Consider the following 17,336-nt stretch of genomic DNA (forward strand, 5'->3'; position numbering starts at 1 on the left):
GCTGAATGGAACCCGTGGGACGGCCTTCTTGTTGAACTAAGCTACTATTGCTGCATTAGGTGGCGGTTCAGGAATTTCTCAATGGCACGATATAAATCCAATTGATTTTCAACATTGCCGAAACCATGTCCTTCATTGGCTTTTAACATATAAGGCACATCCACTCCACGCTTGCGCAGAGCCTCCACGATCTGATCAGACTCAGCCTGTTTGACACGCGGATCATTAGCACCCTGTACCACGAACAATGGGGCTTTCATCTGATCAATATGGAACAGTGGTGAGACAGCTGTCAGCAGCTCCTTGTCTTTCTCAGGATCACCCATACGTTCATAGAACATGTTGCGCTCCGACTCCCAGTAAGGTGGGAGTGAATCCAGTAGCGTGAACAGATTAGATGGCCCGACATAGCTAATTCCTGCGGCATACACTTCTGGTGTGAATGCCAGTCCTGCCAGAGCAGCATATCCGCCATAAGATCCACCGTAGATGGCTACACGCTTCGCATCAACCGTTCCCTCTTCAACCAGCCAATTTACACCGTCTGTGAGATCGTTCTGCATCGCTTTACCCCACTCTTTGTTGCCAGCATCCAGGAATTCCTTGCCGTATCCAGTAGAGCCACGGAAATTCACCTGTAGTACGGCATAACCACGGCTTGCAAGAAATTGAATTTCCGGATTGAACCCCCACGAATCCCGTGCCCAAGGTCCACCATGGGGAACAACCACCAGTGGCAATTGGGAAGCCTCGGCTCCTTGTGGAAGCGTCAGATAACCATGAAGCGTTAAGCCGTCACGTGACTTGTACGTAATGGGTTTTACATCCGACATTTTACTCTCATCGATCCAAGGTGCCGCGTCAGCTAATTTATCCAGCTTCCCTGTCTTGGAGTCGTAGAAGTAATACGTACCCATGGATTTATCACTATACGCAATGAACAGAACCTGACCTTCTTCACTTATGTTTGAAATGCTTACTTCTTTACCCGGAACTTTTGCCTGAATATCCTGCATCAATTTTTTGAAATCATTATCGAAGTATTCATAGTTAACCTTGTCAGTCTCATAGACAGCTGCAAGGATTGTGCCTTTTTCTTTAGAAGGAACGAAACTGGATACATCCACATCCTTATTTTCATAGATGGTTTTCGTTACTTTTTTGCTGCTTGGGCTATATTCGACAATCGCTGTTTTATCCCGCTCCAGATTGGATACAGCATAGATGTTTTTGTTATCATACGTGAACATCACCGGCGCAAAGGTTTCCCCCAGCTTGGTGGTCATCAAATTCTCAAATGGTTTATCTTCCGATTCACGATACATCAACGAAGAGACGTTGCCATCACTCGATATGGCCACACGGATTTTACCCTCATGGTCCGTAAGCCAGCCCGTAATATTGCCCGGGTTCTCTGCAGCAAGCACAGCCTCACCTGTTTTAATGTTAATTCGGTACACGTCAAAGATCCGCGGATCACGTTTGTTCATCCCTACTAGAATTTCATCCGGAATATTCTCCAGCGAGTCTACCAGAATCGCTCTTGTATTCGGATAGGGTGTCAGATCCTTGCTGTTCTTCCCATCGATATCCGTTACATAAATATGATAGTTCTCGTCCCCTGCTTCATCCTTTACATACAACAGCTTATCCTTTGTCGCCCATACAAATCCCGCTATACTGCGTTCAATCTCACTTGTGATACGTACCGACTTGTCCTTACCATTTTCTTTTACCACAATATTCATTCGGTTGTTCCACGGCTCCATGTAAGCCAGATGTTTACCATCCGGAGACATTTGGAATCCTGCTTGAGCCGGCTGTTTGAAGAAGTCTTCCAGAGGTGTGAGACCCTCTGACTGCACATCAAGTCCAAGAGCGAGGTACAGTGCATCAGCAAACTCACCATGAGTCACTGAATTTTTGGCGTTAAACGCACTACCTTCAATAATAAAATGCTGCTTCAGACGAATGACATCCTCCGTATGTACCTTGGGAATCTGCGCCATATCACTGTATACAACCTGAATGCCATTATCCTTCAGTTCAAATGCCCGAGTAAACAATGATGCCATCTGTGCTCTTGTGAGAGGTGCATCTGGTGCATAACCTTTGGCTTGTCCTTGAATAAGACCACTTTGCTTCAGCGCGTAAATCGCAGGAGCAGCTTCATCCTTAGCCAACACATCTGCGAAACCCGTAAGAGACGCTGGATCATCCAGTTGAAGTACACGCTGCAGGATGATTGCCGCCTGAGCACGAGTAATTGGCGTTTGTGAGTCTCTCATTCCATCTGTTGTGCCATCTATGTATCCCAGTTGCTGTAGTGTCTGTGTTGCCTTCGAAGCAATGGATTCAGCGACTGTCGCCGTAGGCTTCACCGCTTCTGCTGCCTGGACCGCTGGTTGAATCAGAGCGATGGACAACGCCATGCTAAGCGTGAGAGCATAGACCTTTTTACTCATTGCGTTCAAGCTAGTTCCCCCTTTAAAGTGAATTACATCATAATTTGGAATTATACGTAAATCATTTTACCATGATCCACCATTGGTTAACAGCGTGGAACCAATCAAAGTTCCATTACAAAGCATTGTCTTGTATAACATGTCATGTAATATTCAAATATCCCTTACTTTGAACCGGAGAATCCATAATTAAATAACTTTCGTGTCTCGATAAAACGTCCTTCACGACTATCCGAACCCAGTACAACGGAGATCAGTCGCTTGCCATCTCGCTCAGCCGTTCCAACGAAGTGATAGCCGGACTCTTCATCATATCCGGTCTTCAATCCATCGTTGCCATCGTAAGCATAGGGTCCGCCAATAGAGGAAAGCATCCAGTTGGTGTTGCTCAAATACATTCCTTTTTGGTGCATCGATACCTGCATTTGGCTGGAAACTCTCAATATTTCGGGGTAGTTATTTAGCAGATAACGAGCAAGCTTGCACGCATCTACAGCGGTCATTACAGTCTGCCCTTGTATTTCCTTCGGACGATTCGGACCAAGTTGTTTTTCGCTTAAACCTGTTGCATTGGTAAACACCGTCTTGTCAGATAGACCGATCTCGGTAGCCTTCTGATTCATCTTTTGTGTAAAAGTCTGCTCTGTCCCACTGATATGTTCAGCTAGAGCAATAGCTGCATCATTCGCGGAATAGACCGCCACAATCTGGAATAGCTCCTGCACAGTAAATTGCTCGCCTTGTTTCAAACCCAAGTGGTTACCACCTACTGAACTTGCATACAGGCTGATATTCACCGGGTCGTCCCAACGCAATTCTCCGTTAATTACGGCCTCCATTATCAGTAGTTCTGTCATCAATTTGCTGATCCCTGCAGGTGCAATCTCTTCAGAACCGTTAAAGTTGATTAGAATCTGCTCGGAGTTCATATCCATTAATACAGCCGATTCGGCTTTAATTCCCGGTTTGCCCACCAGCATGTCCGGTTTTACACCCAAATATATAATGACCAGTAGAGCCAGTAGCATTCCTGCCCGTATCCACCATCTTTTCATCGGAAAATCACCTCTTACAGATATAGACGAAGTGAAGAGGCATTTTGTCTGCACTTTTTTGAAAAAAAGTTAAATTTTTTTTATTTTTTTGTTACCAAAAAAAACATGGACCCCATACCCCCATGCCAGAGTGTACGAAATCCATGTTTTTAAGACTTTTTCTATTCATATCTAGAAGAATCTTTTCAATTAGATCTAGCAACCGAATTCTTTTAAGGACCCCAATCCTTATTGTTGCTAAAGTTTTATTACTCTGCTACAACAGCTTTGTCTGCATTAACTTGAATGTCATTCAAGTAGAGTCCTGTTCCGTCACCAATCGCGTAGTTCATTACACGTTTGTTCACTGGTGCTACAACAGCACGGTACAGTGTCGGGAATACAGGAACTTCATCAACCATGTACTGCTGCCATTCGTTGTAGATTTCTTTACGCTTGTCTACGTCAAACGCTTCAGCAGACACACCTTGTGCGAGCAATTTGTCATTTTCTTCACTGGAGAATCTGGAGAAGTTGTACAGTGCATCACGCCCATACAGACCTGCTGGATCTACGTCAATACCTACGCCCCAAGCAGCTTGATACACATCAATATTCGGATCATCTTTACCTGTGTTACCTACACGGTCATAGAAGTTGTTGAACTCAACCATTTCCAGGTTTACTTTCAGACCAATTGCTGCCCACGATTGAACGTAGTAACGTGCCAGTGGTTCAGCTGTATCGCCACCTGTCATCGATACAAAGTTAATTTCAAGAGGAGAACCGTCTGGTTTTGTACGGAATTCTCCATCCAGTTTATAACCTGCTTCATCGAGCAATTTTTTCGCTGCTTCTGGATCATACGCTACACCTGGATTGTTAGAATCATGGAATTCCGGGTGAGACGGCGGAATCAGTGTTGTTGCATTCCAACGCAGACCGTTATAGAAACGTTTACCAACTTGGTCATTATCTACAGCAAGCCACATCGCTTTACGCAGATTTTTGTCAGCCATTTTTGCATCCGGGTTTGTTACAACTTTGCCGTTGTCCGCATCCCATGTGCCCAGTTTGAAGCCAATGTAGGTGTAAGCACGATCGATTGCACCCAGGAATTCAACGTTGGACATATTGGCATTATCTTTATATTGATCTGTCGGGAATGAATCCACGAGATCTACCCCGCCAGATTTCAATTCTTGAACAACCGTTGTTGGGTTGATTACTTTCAAAGTCACTTTGTCCAGTTTTGGAGCCCCACGCCAGTAGTCATCATTTTTAACGAAAGTTACAGACTCACCTGGAGTGATTGTTTCCACTTTAAATGCACCAAAACCGATTGGTTTTTCACGTACTTCTTTGGAAGAAGACATTTTTGCTACATCCATATCACCAAAGATATGTTTAGCCAGCGGATATGTCCATACGCCACCTGTCAGCAGGGAAGGTGTAGATTCCTTGTACGTAATGCTGATTTGTTTTTCGCTAAGAACTTTGATTCCAGAGATTGTTTTTGCTTTTCCAGCATGATAATCATCCATACCTACTACACTTGTGAAGTTGGAATCGTAACGTGGGCCATCATAAGCCTTGTTACCGATAACTTCATAAGCAAACTGCAAATCTTCAGCCGTTACAGGCTTGCCGTCATGCCAGTTTACATTATCACGAATCGTCAGTGTGAACGTTTTGCCATCTTCCGATGTTTCATACGTTGCTGCACCATCGTTGGTATATACATAGTCTTTGTCCCAAGTCAGCAAACCTTCGTCAAACCATTGCAGAACCATTGCATCCGGATTACCGGAATAGAAAGTATAGTTCAAAGTTCCTTCAAAAGCAGTATCGGATACAAGTCCGTATGTTATGGATCCACCCTCAATTGCAGTGCCTTCATTCGTTTTAACGTTGTTGAAGTCGTCGATGGAGTATACGCCCTCTTCGTTAGCAGGCTTTTCCTCCGTTTTTGTTTCCCCTGTGTTCGTAGAAGGCGTTGGTGTTGCCGCCTCTTTCTCTGAGCACGCCGCAAGCGCAAGTACGAAGACCAACATTATCGTGAAAAATAGTCCCCGTGAAAATAATCCCTTTTTCATGAACCTTTCCTCCCTTTTTTTAACCTCTTCTTTGTCTTGCATCAGTCGCACGCTTCAGGGCTTGTCCGACATTATTTATACTCAACATCAATACCAGAATAAGTACTGACGCAGGTAGCCATATCCACCATCTGTATTCCAGTGTTTGCGGATTACGAGCATAGCTTACGAGTGTTCCAAGACTGGGTGTACTTTCCGGGAATCCAAATCCCAAGAAGGAAAGTCCCGATTCGAGGCCAATATTGGCAGCGAGATTCAACGTCATCGTTACGATGATGATGGAGCTAAGATTAGGAAGAACCTGTGAGAGCATAATCTTAAGATGGGACGAACCTAATGTTTTAGAAGCTTTTACATAGTCCAGTTCCCGTTCCTGCAATGCTTTCGAGCGGATCAACCTGGCAATCCCCATCCAGAGAAAAGCTGTCATGATTAATGAGAAAGATACAATATTATATTTGGGTACTGCAGTAACAAACGCAATAACAATCATCAGCATCGGAAGAATCATGAAGAAATCAACAACGCGCATAAACAGGTTATCAATCATTCCACCGAAGTAACCGGATAACAGACCCACCAGGATACCTATACAACCCGTCATTAGCGTGACGATAATACCAATGGTTAGAGAGTTACGTGTACCGATAATCAGTTGTCCGAACACATCACGACCGCCGTAATCCGTTCCCAGCCAATACTGCGCGGAAGGCGGTTCATATAAAGCGAACAAATCTACCTTAACAATTTCAGCTTGATCCAGGATCAAAGAAGTACCATAGACCAGCAGTATGACCAGTCCCAAAAATATGAGCGAGATTAGTGCCACCTTATCTCTGACAAGCTCCCGCCACAAGATATTCAAGCTGGAGGGGCTCTTATCAATCTTCTGTGAAGTTATAACGACATCATTGGCCTTGCTCATCTTATTTTCACCCCGAAATCTTCAAGTTCTTACTTGATCCGGATACGCGGATCAACAATACCCAGAATAATATCAGACAGCAACGATCCTAGGATTGTAGCTATGCCATATAACAGAACGAGTGCAGTTACTACACTGAAATCCCGAAGAGAAATGGAATTCAAGAACAACTGTCCCATACCTGGATAACTGAATATACTCTCAATGAAGATGGTACCTCCGATAAGTCCCGTAATCTCATACCCGAAAAATGCGGCGATCGGCAACAACGAGTTTCTTAAAATATGCCTGTTGTAGATTCGAGATTCCGAAGCACCCTTGGCTCTCGCAGTAAGAACGAATTCCTTGTGCTTGATATCGATAATTTCACTACGCAAGTATTGGACGGTAGATACCGTTGCAATTAATGCCATGGATAGTGATGGTAATAACAAATGATAGAATTTGCTTGTAATATAGCTGAATGTGCCTGGCGTAAGTCCAGGTTCCACACTTCCCCCGGTTGGGAACCAACCAAAATGGAATCCAAAAATCCATAACATCACCAGTGCGAAGATAAACAACGGGGCTGCAAAGCCCAAGTAGGTGTAACCTGTGATCAACCGATCAGACCAGGTATCGTTGTAACGTCCACTGATAATGCCAAGTGGAATGGCAATCAGATAGGTAAACACGAGTGTCGCCAGTGCAAGCCAGAACGTATTGGCTACACGTTGACCAATCAGATCAGACACTGGCATTTTGAATCGGAAAGATTGTCCGAAATCACCTTGTGCAGCATTTTTGATCCAATCCCAATACTGTACATACCATGGATTGTTTAATCCCAGCCGTTCCCGCTGTTCATCCAGCGCTTTTGGATCAATACTCGGATCGAGTAATCCGGTAAGTGCATCCCCAGGCATCGCCTTGGCCATCAGAAAGACCAACAGGCTAAGCAAAAAGATCTGAGGGATCATAATGATAATTCTGCGTACTATCGTTTTCCACATATGGTCTTCAACCTTTCTGAGGTAGAGCTACTCGGTGAGTATCGGAAATGGATTGGAGCGAGTATGCCAGCCCTTCCTCATCAAAGAAGTTTCGGTATGAATGTTCATACTCGGATTTGACCTGCTGACGGAAGGCTACCATTTCTTCACGTTTGGTTGGGTCCATATCCGGAATGGCTGCTATTAAACGCTTGGTATAGATATGTTGTGGATTCTCAAAAATATCATCCGTTGTGCCCTGCTCAACATACCGACCTTTATACATAATTCCGATCTGATCACACATATGGCGGATAATGCCGAGATCGTGACTGATGAACAAGTAGGTCAGATTCAACTCTTTTTGAATTTCCTGCATGAAGTTAAGCACCTGTGCTTGTACAGATACATCGAGCGCGGATACTGGCTCATCTGCGATAATCAGCTTTGGCTTCAATGCAATCGCACGCGCAATACCAATCCGTTGCCTCTGGCCTCCAGAAAACTCATGAGGATACTTATAGATCGATTCGGGACTTAATCCGACCTTCTCCAGAAGATCACGGACCTGACGTTTCTCTTCAGTAGCCGTCAGTCGTTCATAATTGCGGAGTGGCTCAGCAATGATGTCGATAACACGTTTCTTGGGATTTAACGAAGAGTACGGGTCCTGAAAGATCATCTGCACATCACGCTGCAGTTGTCTATCTTTCCGCCTCTCTGTAGCCAGATCTCTTCCGTTGAAAAGAATTTTCCCGGCTGTCACATGGTTTAAGCCAATAACAGCTCTACCCGTAGTCGTTTTGCCTGAGCCTGACTCACCTACAAGGCCGTACGTTTGCCCTTGTTCAATGGAGAAACTCACATCATCAACGGCTTTGATGTTACCAATTTCACGCTTGATCAACCCTCCGCGAATCGGAAAGTGAATTTTCAGTCCTTCTACTTCGAGTAATGCCATTATGTTATTCCTCCTCAGCTTGATCAGGGAAATGAAAGTGCTGATAACAGGTACACCGTACAAAATGCCCTGGCGCAATTTCATGCATCTGTGGGTTTTCTTCATGAGCCGAATCACTTATCCATGGAATTCGAGCCTTGAATCGGCACCCTTGACGAGGAAGATTTTTCAGTGATGGAACAATACCTTGAATGACATGAAGCTTCGATTTTTCTTCAGAGATAGTTGGAATAGAGTTTAGTAGAGAACGTGTATATGGATGCTTGGCATCCGTCATAAGAGTATAGATGTCTGCAATCTCCACAATTTCTCCTGCATACATAACTGCTACGCGATCAGCCATCTCGGCAACGACTCCCAGATCATGCGTGATCAGGATGATTCCTGCGTTTATCTCGTTCTTCAATTCGCGGATAAGCTCCAGAATTTGTAGTTGGATTGTAACGTCAAGAGCTGTCGTTGGTTCGTCGGCAATCAGCAATTCAGGTTTATTGGCAATCGCAATCGCGATAACAACTCTCTGTCTCATACCACCCGATAGTTCGTGAGGATATTGCTTGTATAATTGTTCGGGACGCGGAATCCCTACTTGGTTGAGTAAATCAATGACTTTGTCTTTCTTTTCTTTCGAAGATAGCTTGGGTTGATGCAGTGTCAGAATCTCTTCGATCTGTTCACCGATCACCATCAGAGGATTTAATGCGGAAAGCGGGTCCTGAAAGATCATTCCCATCTCTTTACCGCGAAGTTTGTTTAATTTGTTGGGAGATATACCAGCAATATTCTGCCCTTTGTACAGAATCTCCCCATCAATTTTGGCTTTGTTATGCAGACCCATTATCGAAAAAGCAAAAGCACTTTTGCCCGATCCTGATTCTCCTACAATAGCCAATACTTCATTCTTTTTAACCGTAAGGTTAACGTGATCAACTGCTGCATAATAGTCATCTTCAATTCTGAATGATGTAGTTAGATTTCTGACTTCCAATAGCTCTGTATTCAAATCAATCACCCTAACCCCATAATTTCTGCAGAATGTATTCATGTGTAGAAGAATGCATCCACTGTATATTTCCATGTTCTTGAAGATAACGAACGAAAGTGTATACAAAATACCAAATCATTAGGAGAATCCATTTTTGACGACTGCTATTTAGACCGTTGGTCAATTAATGCTGACAATTCCTAGCGGGATTATAATGCAAAATAATTAATGTAATCATACGTGTAAATTTAGGTGACGTCAATGCTTAATTTGAGATTTATGGTATAAATGTTTTTTATAGCACAGTTTTGGGTATTAGTTATACTTTAAAGGGAATAAATCAAGGAATTTTAGAGTCAATCGGTTGCTTTTAATGGAAGAGTTTAAATCTTAAAAATACTAATTATCTAAATATATGACATTACTATTACACGAGTTGTGTAGTTAAATGTTAGAAATGTAGATATAACAAACTATTATGTTAGGTATGAGGGAATTGTAGAGGTCATATTCAATTTGGAAGTAAAAATGATTTCCACCCAAATTCTGTACTTTTAGAGGTGTAATTTAGATATTACTAATGGATTGAAGTTAAATTTCTAGTTATTATAGTATAGTTTCATTTAATCGCTTATGTAAAGAACAAATTGTCATCTTTTATCATTTATTTTACAAAAGAAAGAAAAAAGCCCTGCAAAATGCAAGGCTTTTCTAATATTTATACATATAGATGTATATATAGTATCCTATTTACTGTGTGTCTGGAGGTCTTTTCCCACGCTTCAAATCATTAATGCTTAATCCAAAGTCCATCTGCAAGTGAGGATAATCCGGAAAGTTAGCCCAATCTCCTCCCCACGTAAACCCTAGTTCTTTGGCTAGGTCCACAACTTCCAGCCAATCTGCCCTTCCATTGCCGTTGTCATCACGTTCCATATCCCACACTACATCTCCTTCAGGAGTCCGCAAGGCAAAATCAATGGCCAAACCATAGTTGTGATAGGATTCTCCCCCTTTGGCGTTGGTAACGATATTTCCGGCAATGGAGCGTCCTTGATTGTAGAGAGCATCTTGCTCATCAATGCTGCGAAAATCATGTGTAATCACGACTTCAATTCCTCTTCTAGCTGCCTTTCGAACCAACAACTTCTCACTTTCCGCAACTACCGGGTGAAGTTCTGTGATCGGCAATGCTTCTTGCACGTTGTTTCGTGGCCATATGTCATAGGTATCTCCTTTTTGCTGTAACCACACATATATAATGGAAAGCAAAAATGTAGCTACGAGCCAAAATCGCAGACTACTCTTGCGTCTCTGTTTTACTTTACGTTTGGATGTATTCATGTTATCTCCTGATGATGGAATCTATATTCGTTCATACTCACGCTATCTGATATCAGCAATATAATAAGACTCTATTATAAATCATTTACGTCATAATTGCTTCTATCGTCGCAGCTCCTTACGAAATCCAATTACCAGGAGATAACCCACCTTAATTATTTTCAGATGCAAAAAAGCAGCCGGCTATAAGCCGACTGCTTTGTATCCATGCTGAGTAAGACTACTCAGTTGTGTATGGCAGCAATGCGATTTGACGGGAGCGTTTGATGGCAATCGTCAGCATGCGTTGATATTTAGCGCTAGTACCTGTTACACGGCGTGGCAAAATTTTTCCGCGCTCGCTGATAAATTTACGAAGCAAGTCCGTATCTTTATAATCGATGTGAGTAATTTTGTTAGCTGTGAAGAAGCACACTTTACGACGTTTGTTACGGCCGCCACGGCGAGCCGGTCTTTTATCGTTGTCTCCGCCTTCTCTTTGCTTGAAGCTCATGCTTTTCAGTCCTTTCCTATCGTTTAGCCAATCACTCTAAGAGTGTCGGTTCACGTTAAAATGGCAAATCATCATCCGATATATCAATCGGTTTTCCGTCATCGGAAAAAGGATCCTGATTGTTGCTACGCGAATTATTGTTATTGTTCGCGCGCCCGCCGCCTCCGTAAGAAGGCTCTTCACGCATTGGTTGCCCACCGCCGCCACCGTTATTATCACGGTTAGCTGACTCCAAGAAACGGACGTTATCGGCAATGACTTCGGTCACGTATACACGTTTTCCTTCGTTATTCTCGTAATTCCGTACTTGAATGCGTCCTTCGACTGCAGCTAGGCGTCCTTTGCGCAAATAGTTTGCACAAGTCTCAGCAAGCTGTCTCCAGGTTACGACCGGAATGAAATCCGCTTCCCGTTCTCCCCCTTGGCTTGTAAACGGTCTGTCCACTGCCAAAGTAAATTGCGTAACTGCTACTCCAGCTGGAGTATAACGCAACTCAGGATCCCGGGTTAACCGGCCGATCAGAATGACACGGTTCAACAATGTAATCCCCTCCTTCAGAGCGTATTGGTGCGTTGATCACGAGTTGTCTTAAGCAGACTTAACGTCGTTTGTAATGAGATAACGAATTACTTCGTCAGAAATCTTCATGAGACGCTCAAGTTCAGTAACTACTGCTGGTTCAGCAGTGAAGTGTACCAAAACATAAACACCATCACGGAATTTCTTGATCTCATACGCAAGACGGCGTTTACCCATAACGTCGTGAGCTGTAACTTCACCACCGCCGTTGGAGATGATGCCTTGGAATTTATCGACTGTAGCTTGAACAACTTCTTGCTCAACATCAGGACGAATAATGTACATCACTTCATATTTGCGCATAATTTTCACCTCCTTATGGACTCTGGCCCTCAATCTAGGTTGAGAGCAAGGAACGAGCACAAACTCGAACTATATTAATATAACAAATATGACGTCTCAATGCAAGCAAACGTTCCCTATTCTTATTACACATGATCATAACTCCAATGGAGCACACTACAGAAGCAACATTGAAATCCATTATGCCAAGGAGGTTTTATCATGGGCGAAAAAACCGAGTTTGAACCAGGAGACAAAGCTCCAAACGATGGCGAGTACACCGAGGTTGGTGAGAAGAGCTTTCATACGGAGATTAACAATCCGAAACGGGTAACCCTGCAAAAGGGTGAAGCTTTTCCTGAAACAAGCAATCAGAATCGCAAGTGGAAGAAGCTGACCAAAGCCCGCGTCCACTAAGTGTAAAGATTTTTTCAAACTGCCGTATATAAAACGTACTAATGCACATAATACAATCAGGCGATGCACGAGAGAGGTGTGGTTCCGTTGGACAACGAAGCCGAACATTCGCTGTTGGAGATTCATCACGTAATTTAAGAAGCAAGATGGTTGTGTGTAAGGCCTTTGTCTGAAGCACGAGTATTGCTACATGCAGTACACCCAGTTTCTGATCGTTACGACCGATTGTTTCCTAACAAACCGAATGCATCGCCGAACAAAGAGCCCTTAGGGGCTCTTTGTTTTTTCAATTACAAATGGTTATCAGACGACAAAATTAAAAAATAAAAAGACCTTCCATTTGGAAGGCCTTTTTGCATGTATAAAGCTCAACACACGTTGAGTAAGTTGTTCAATTAAAATTTCAAGCAAGATCTTTAGTGGCGGAAAGGGTGGGATTCGAACCCACGCACGCTGTGACACGCCTAACTGATTTCGAGTCAGCCCCCTTGGGCCTCTTGGGTACCTTTCCGCAGCAATAATGATTATAGCATGATCATTTACAGAACGCAATACCTAAGCCATGCCTACATGTAAACGTTATTATGGAGTGCGAAAAGAGTAACATTACCGCAATTTTTCATTAGGATTCAGCCGAATCCTCTGCCGAACGAAGCACCTTTTTCATGTTTTTCTCGAATTTCGCTCTGGGTATTAATACGCTGTGTTTACATCCTACACATTTGATGCGAATATCCATGCCCATCCGGATAATCTCCATCTCATTGCTGCCACATGGATGCTGCTTCTTCATCTGCACAATGTCCCCAAGCTGGAAACTTTTACGCTCCACCTATGCCATCCCCCTCATCCTTCTCCTGAGCTGCTGCTTGCTCTAATGCTGCTTGATTGCTCATCTCATGATACTCCAGTGTTTTCTTCACATCACTCTGAATTTGGCGCTCTACAGATGCTCTGGAGTTCGGCAGACACTCAGCAACAATGCGAACCACATATTCCGAGGTAGACATCGACTGGATACCAAGTACGTCAGGTACTTTAACGATGTTCAGGTCACGATCCTCAATTCCAGTCAACGCTCGTTTCACCAGGTGCACTGACTCGTCCAGGGTCTGTTCACCCTTCATCGGAATGTCCACAACTGCAAGGGAGTTCGACATCGAGTAATTAGTTACACTTGCAATCGTACCATTTGGAATGATGTGCACCTCACCTTGCCAGCTAACCAGCTTGGTTGTTCTCAGGCCAATGACCTCAACCGTTCCTTTATAGGTACCTGTTTGAATAACATCGCCTACGGCGAATTGATCCTCTAATATAATGAAGAAACCCGTAATAACATCCTTCACCAATCCTTGGGCACCAAAACCGATAGCCAGTCCAAGTACTCCCGCGCTAGCTAACAATGGTCCAACTTTCACGTTGATCTCAGATAACAGTAACAGAATCATAATGAAATTACATGTTATAGAGGTCGCATTTTTCATCAATTCTCCCACCGTTATAAATCTCCGCGGGTTGACGCGAATCTTGCCCTCCTGCTTACGTGCCATCGTGCGATCTATAATACGTGATACAATCTTGATCACAATACGCGTAATGATGAAAATAATAACGATGCGAATCGAACTGAACAGAATGTTAAACCACATATCTGCGTCAGCGATTTTATTCCATAATCGGTCTGTCCAACTTATCGCACTTTTTACGGCTGTCTCCGCTGGCCCTTCATCCCCTGAAGCAAACTTAAATGGCAACATAGATCAAACCTCCTCTACATGGGTATGTTATCATAGCTGTCAGTAGTTTTGAAATAGAGGCCTCGGATCTCCACAAATTCGTTACGAATGATATGTTTCACTCTCTCCAGATCTTCTTTTGGAAACTGAATACATAGAGCACATCCCGCAGTGATCTCTTTCGGGGTAGGAAATAAGTCAATCTCAATCTCGGCAAACTCCAGCAGCATTTCTGCCCGCAGCGCCTGCTGGGTGGAATCAAAAGCGATCAGCATCCAATCATCAATCCACTCGTCCATGTCCTGCTCCTTTCGCGATACATTCATCCCTTTGAAAAAGCTTGTCCTCTCGAAGTATAAAACGCTCTATCCTTCCATATACTGTTACTACTATTCCAAGGGAAAGGATAGATCCTATGAATCCCATTTCGCATTCCTTCTCATCTCAAGACATGGCCAGCCTGAAAATCCCACATACAGATCCAGGCATTCACTCAGCCATCATTCATCGTTTAATGTTCCATCTCTATAAAGCCCATTCTTTGCAAAATGTAGTTGTCGTCTGTATCGGTACAGATCGCTCTACCGGGGACTGCCTCGGCCCACTCGTCGGCTCATCGCTTGCCAAGTGGGACAGCCCTCTATTCCATCTCTATGGCACATTGGATGAACCCGTACATGCAATGAACCTGCAGGACACCCTTCACAAAATACACAACACACATCACAACCCTTATGTGATCGGCATTGATGCCTGTCTGGGGCAGTCCTCGAGTGTTGGATGTATCCAGGTCGTGAATGGACCGCTCAAACCAGGAGCAGGTGTAAATAAAGAATTACCGCCGGTCGGCGATATCCATCTTACAGGTATCGTTAACGTCGGCGGCTTTATGGAATACTTTGTTTTACAGAACACACGTCTCAGTCTCGTTATGCGTATGTCTGAGATTATATCCAGCAGTCTCTACTCCGCCATTCGCGAATGGCATACCCGTTCTACTCTGCTTGCTGTGCCAGAGTAATGGCTTCCTTCTCCTCAGGGGAAAGAGTATACGTGGACTCTCCCCCTTTAAGAGGTTTAGCATATACATAGGAACCGTCTCGATTATAGATACCAGTGAGTACCATACCGTCCTGGCTATCGTTAATCATTGCCATGGAGAAACTCAGATCACTGCCAAGCTCCCCATAAGCGTTATACCGTTTCACGCCCACTTTACCCTGGATGCGAGTCAACTTCTGCATGACAGTCTGTAACTGATCCGTTTGCAGTGTATGCTCATCCTCAATGCTGTCCATCTGAATTTTCAGATTGATTAACAGCGACTCCAGATCTTCCACTCCACTGCCAGCCATCATGGCCTCATATTTCCGTTTAAACTTCCGTAGCTTTGCGCCTTGAGCAATACTTATGATAAGCAAAATCACCAAAAGTAATGCCATGCCGCCAATAATCCATATCAGCTGTTCCAGAATCAGCTCATTTAATTCAGCCATGTAGTGCAACTACCCCTCTGTTGGTTTGTTCAGGTTAACGTTTGTAGCTTCAAACGTACTCCACATCATCGATCCACTCAGCTAAGATAAGCCATCCAACGCTCTCATGTAACCCTCAAGCTTACCCTTATTATTCACCAGATAACTCATACAGCTAATCACTCGTTTTAGCCTCTTACCTCTTTTGCTTTTTGCTTATTCAAGCGATTCAAATTCATGTTTTATTAGGGCTGATTCATACCGATTTTGATGCTGTTAATTCGATAACTGCTTCGATTAACGCATCTACATCTTCTCTTGATGTACTATACCCCACGCTCGCTCTGACAGCCCCACTTGCCGTTGTACCAGCCGACTCATGGGCAAGAGGTGTGCAATGAAAACCTGAACGCACAGCGATGCCATAACTTCGGTCTAATTGAAAAGCGAGTTGAGCCGAATCATATCCTTCAACAGTAAAGGATAACAATCCGGTACGCGGCTGTCCAATTTCAGGACCAAGCATTCGAATTCCCTGTATTGATGATAACCCATCCATCATATGCTGAGTCAAATCCCACTCGTGTTTATATATGAATTCAGGTGTTAGTTCAAGCACATGCTGCACTCCTGCTGCCAGACCTGCTATACCCACGGTATTTGGCGTACCCGCCTCATAGCGATCAGGACGAACAAGTGGCTGCTCAATTGCCTCGGATTGGCTTCCTGTCCCTCCGTGAAGCAATGGTAGCACATCCAGTTCAGGAGCGATGTACAGTCCACCCGTTCCCTGCGGTCCCAACAGTCCTTTATGCCCTGGAAAGGCAAGCATATCAATGCCAAGCTGCTTCACATCCACAGGGATAATCCCTGCACTTTGAGCAGCATCAACAAGGAAAGTCACCTGGTGTTTTTGACACATCAGTGCAATTTCACCAATGGGCAGAATACTCCCCAGCAGGTTCGAACTATGCGTACAGACAACCAATCTTGTATTGGAACGAAACAAGCGTGCGAATTGGACCAGATCGATCTCCCCGGCTGCATTAACAGGCACATAATCAACCTCTACATTACGAGATTTGCGCATGTACTCCAGTGGCCGTCTGACTGAATTATGTTCAGCCATCGTAGCAATGACATGATCGCCTTCTCTTAACCACCCTTGAATAGCTAGATTCAAAGCTTCTGTGGTATTAGAACCCAGAGCAATATCATTGGCATTACGAACACCCAAAAGAGTGGATATCGCTTTTCTGGCACCAAATAAAACTCGGCTCGCCTGTACAGCCATCCGATGACCGCCTCTGCCTGGGTTCGCCCCTGCGACATCCAGAGCCTGCATCATGGCTTCCCCGACAGCAGGTGGTTTAGGCCAAGATGTTGCTGCATGATCCAGATAAATAACTCTCTCCACCTCATGACCACCTCTGTCCTTAATTGATTGTTCTGTTTGGATATAATCCCTAGAAACAAACAATGACATATCGTTTCTCCATAGTACAGAGGCGATATGTCATCACATGAAAAAGCCCCGCATGTTGTTCATCGATCATGGAATAATCATGA

The 17,336-nt window shown here is 44.0% G+C and carries 18 protein-coding genes and 1 tRNA gene; 2 read left to right on the forward strand and 17 right to left on the reverse strand.

The genetic code is table 11. The features are described 5' to 3' along the window. Positions 1–44: 44 nt before the first annotated feature. The 11 genes from RS891_RS31445 to rpsF form a co-directional block, all read right to left on the reverse strand. Positions 45–2,465, reverse strand: a complete 2,421-nt coding sequence (locus RS891_RS31445) for a S9 family peptidase (RefSeq protein ID WP_315796504.1) — start codon at positions 2,463–2,465, stop codon at positions 45–47. A 164-nt stretch (positions 2,466–2,629) separates the two neighbouring features. After that, positions 2,630–3,520: a D-alanyl-D-alanine carboxypeptidase family protein gene (locus tag RS891_RS31450; protein WP_113053307.1), complete on the reverse strand. Its 891-nt coding sequence runs from the start codon at positions 3,518–3,520 to the stop codon at positions 2,630–2,632. A 248-nt stretch (positions 3,521–3,768) separates the two neighbouring features. Then, a complete protein-coding gene (locus tag RS891_RS31455) occupies positions 3,769–5,595 on the reverse strand; it encodes an oligopeptide ABC transporter substrate-binding protein (protein ID WP_315794122.1) in 1,827 nt (608 codons plus the stop codon). A gap of 19 nt (positions 5,596–5,614) precedes the next feature. Then, entirely contained in the window at positions 5,615–6,520 is a 906-nt protein-coding gene (locus RS891_RS31460; protein WP_113053309.1) for an ABC transporter permease, read from the reverse strand. 29 nt (positions 6,521–6,549) lie between these two features. After that, entirely contained in the window at positions 6,550–7,512 is a 963-nt protein-coding gene (opp4B, locus tag RS891_RS31465; protein WP_099857737.1) for an oligopeptide ABC transporter permease, read from the reverse strand. A gap of 7 nt (positions 7,513–7,519) precedes the next feature. Beyond that, the gene (locus tag RS891_RS31470; RefSeq protein ID WP_113053310.1) at positions 7,520–8,452 is read right to left on the reverse strand and encodes an ABC transporter ATP-binding protein; all 933 of its coding nucleotides are present in this window, start codon (positions 8,450–8,452) and stop codon (positions 7,520–7,522) included. Between the two features lie 4 nt (positions 8,453–8,456). Then, the gene (locus tag RS891_RS31475) at positions 8,457–9,455 is read right to left on the reverse strand and encodes an ABC transporter ATP-binding protein (RefSeq protein ID WP_113053368.1); all 999 of its coding nucleotides are present in this window, start codon (positions 9,453–9,455) and stop codon (positions 8,457–8,459) included. Positions 9,456–10,187: 732 nt separating this feature from the next. After that, a complete protein-coding gene (locus tag RS891_RS31480) occupies positions 10,188–10,781 on the reverse strand; it encodes a M15 family metallopeptidase (protein WP_315794123.1) in 594 nt (197 codons plus the stop codon). Positions 10,782–11,001: 220 nt separating this feature from the next. Next, positions 11,002–11,274 (reverse strand): 30S ribosomal protein S18, encoded by a 273-nt coding sequence (rpsR, locus tag RS891_RS31485; protein WP_062327715.1) that lies wholly within the window; start codon positions 11,272–11,274, stop codon positions 11,002–11,004. Positions 11,275–11,329: 55 nt separating this feature from the next. Further along, positions 11,330–11,815, reverse strand: coding sequence for a single-stranded DNA-binding protein (gene ssb / locus RS891_RS31490; protein ID WP_024629535.1), 486 nt, complete (start codon positions 11,813–11,815; stop codon positions 11,330–11,332). 48 nt (positions 11,816–11,863) lie between these two features. Next, positions 11,864–12,157, reverse strand: a complete 294-nt coding sequence (gene rpsF / locus RS891_RS31495) for a 30S ribosomal protein S6 (RefSeq protein WP_024629534.1) — start codon at positions 12,155–12,157, stop codon at positions 11,864–11,866. A gap of 201 nt (positions 12,158–12,358) precedes the next feature. Here rpsF and RS891_RS31500 point away from each other — a divergent pair, with 201 nt between their 5' ends. Then, the gene (locus RS891_RS31500; RefSeq protein WP_024629533.1) at positions 12,359–12,553 is read left to right on the forward strand and encodes a YjzC family protein; all 195 of its coding nucleotides are present in this window, start codon (positions 12,359–12,361) and stop codon (positions 12,551–12,553) included. 420 nt (positions 12,554–12,973) lie between these two features. Here the strand turns inward: RS891_RS31500 and RS891_RS31505 are convergent. The 4 genes from RS891_RS31505 to RS891_RS31520 form a co-directional block, all read right to left on the reverse strand. After that, a tRNA-Ser gene (locus tag RS891_RS31505) sits at positions 12,974–13,064 on the reverse strand. A 111-nt stretch (positions 13,065–13,175) separates the two neighbouring features. Further along, positions 13,176–13,385: a DUF951 domain-containing protein gene (locus RS891_RS31510; RefSeq protein WP_113053313.1), complete on the reverse strand. Its 210-nt coding sequence runs from the start codon at positions 13,383–13,385 to the stop codon at positions 13,176–13,178. Further along, positions 13,375–14,313 (reverse strand): mechanosensitive ion channel family protein, encoded by a 939-nt coding sequence (locus tag RS891_RS31515; protein WP_315794124.1) that lies wholly within the window; start codon positions 14,311–14,313, stop codon positions 13,375–13,377. The genes RS891_RS31510 and RS891_RS31515 overlap by 11 nt, the downstream gene beginning before the upstream one ends. Before the next feature lie 14 nt (positions 14,314–14,327). Next, positions 14,328–14,591, reverse strand: coding sequence for a putative Se/S carrier protein (locus RS891_RS31520; RefSeq protein WP_181586567.1), 264 nt, complete (start codon positions 14,589–14,591; stop codon positions 14,328–14,330). A 116-nt stretch (positions 14,592–14,707) separates the two neighbouring features. On the opposite strand from RS891_RS31520, the gene yyaC reads away from it, so the two are divergent. Continuing rightward, complete coding sequence (gene yyaC, locus RS891_RS31525; protein WP_099857731.1) at positions 14,708–15,313, forward strand: spore protease YyaC; 606 nt, start codon at positions 14,708–14,710, stop codon at positions 15,311–15,313. Here yyaC and RS891_RS31530 read toward each other — a convergent pair. Together RS891_RS31530 and RS891_RS31535 are read right to left on the reverse strand one after the other, a co-directional pair. After that, complete coding sequence (locus RS891_RS31530; protein ID WP_315794125.1) at positions 15,288–15,788, reverse strand: DUF4446 family protein; 501 nt, start codon at positions 15,786–15,788, stop codon at positions 15,288–15,290. The genes yyaC and RS891_RS31530 overlap by 26 nt on opposite strands. A gap of 235 nt (positions 15,789–16,023) precedes the next feature. Next, positions 16,024–17,184 carry an aminotransferase class V-fold PLP-dependent enzyme gene (locus tag RS891_RS31535; RefSeq protein WP_315794126.1) on the reverse strand — a complete coding sequence of 387 codons (1,161 nt, stop codon included), beginning with the start codon at positions 17,182–17,184 and terminating at the stop codon, positions 16,024–16,026. Positions 17,185–17,336: the final 152 nt, after the last annotated feature.

This window comes from Paenibacillus sp. BIC5C1, from assembly GCF_032399705.1.
In the GTDB taxonomy this organism is placed as follows: domain Bacteria; phylum Bacillota; class Bacilli; order Paenibacillales; family Paenibacillaceae; genus Paenibacillus; species Paenibacillus taichungensis_A.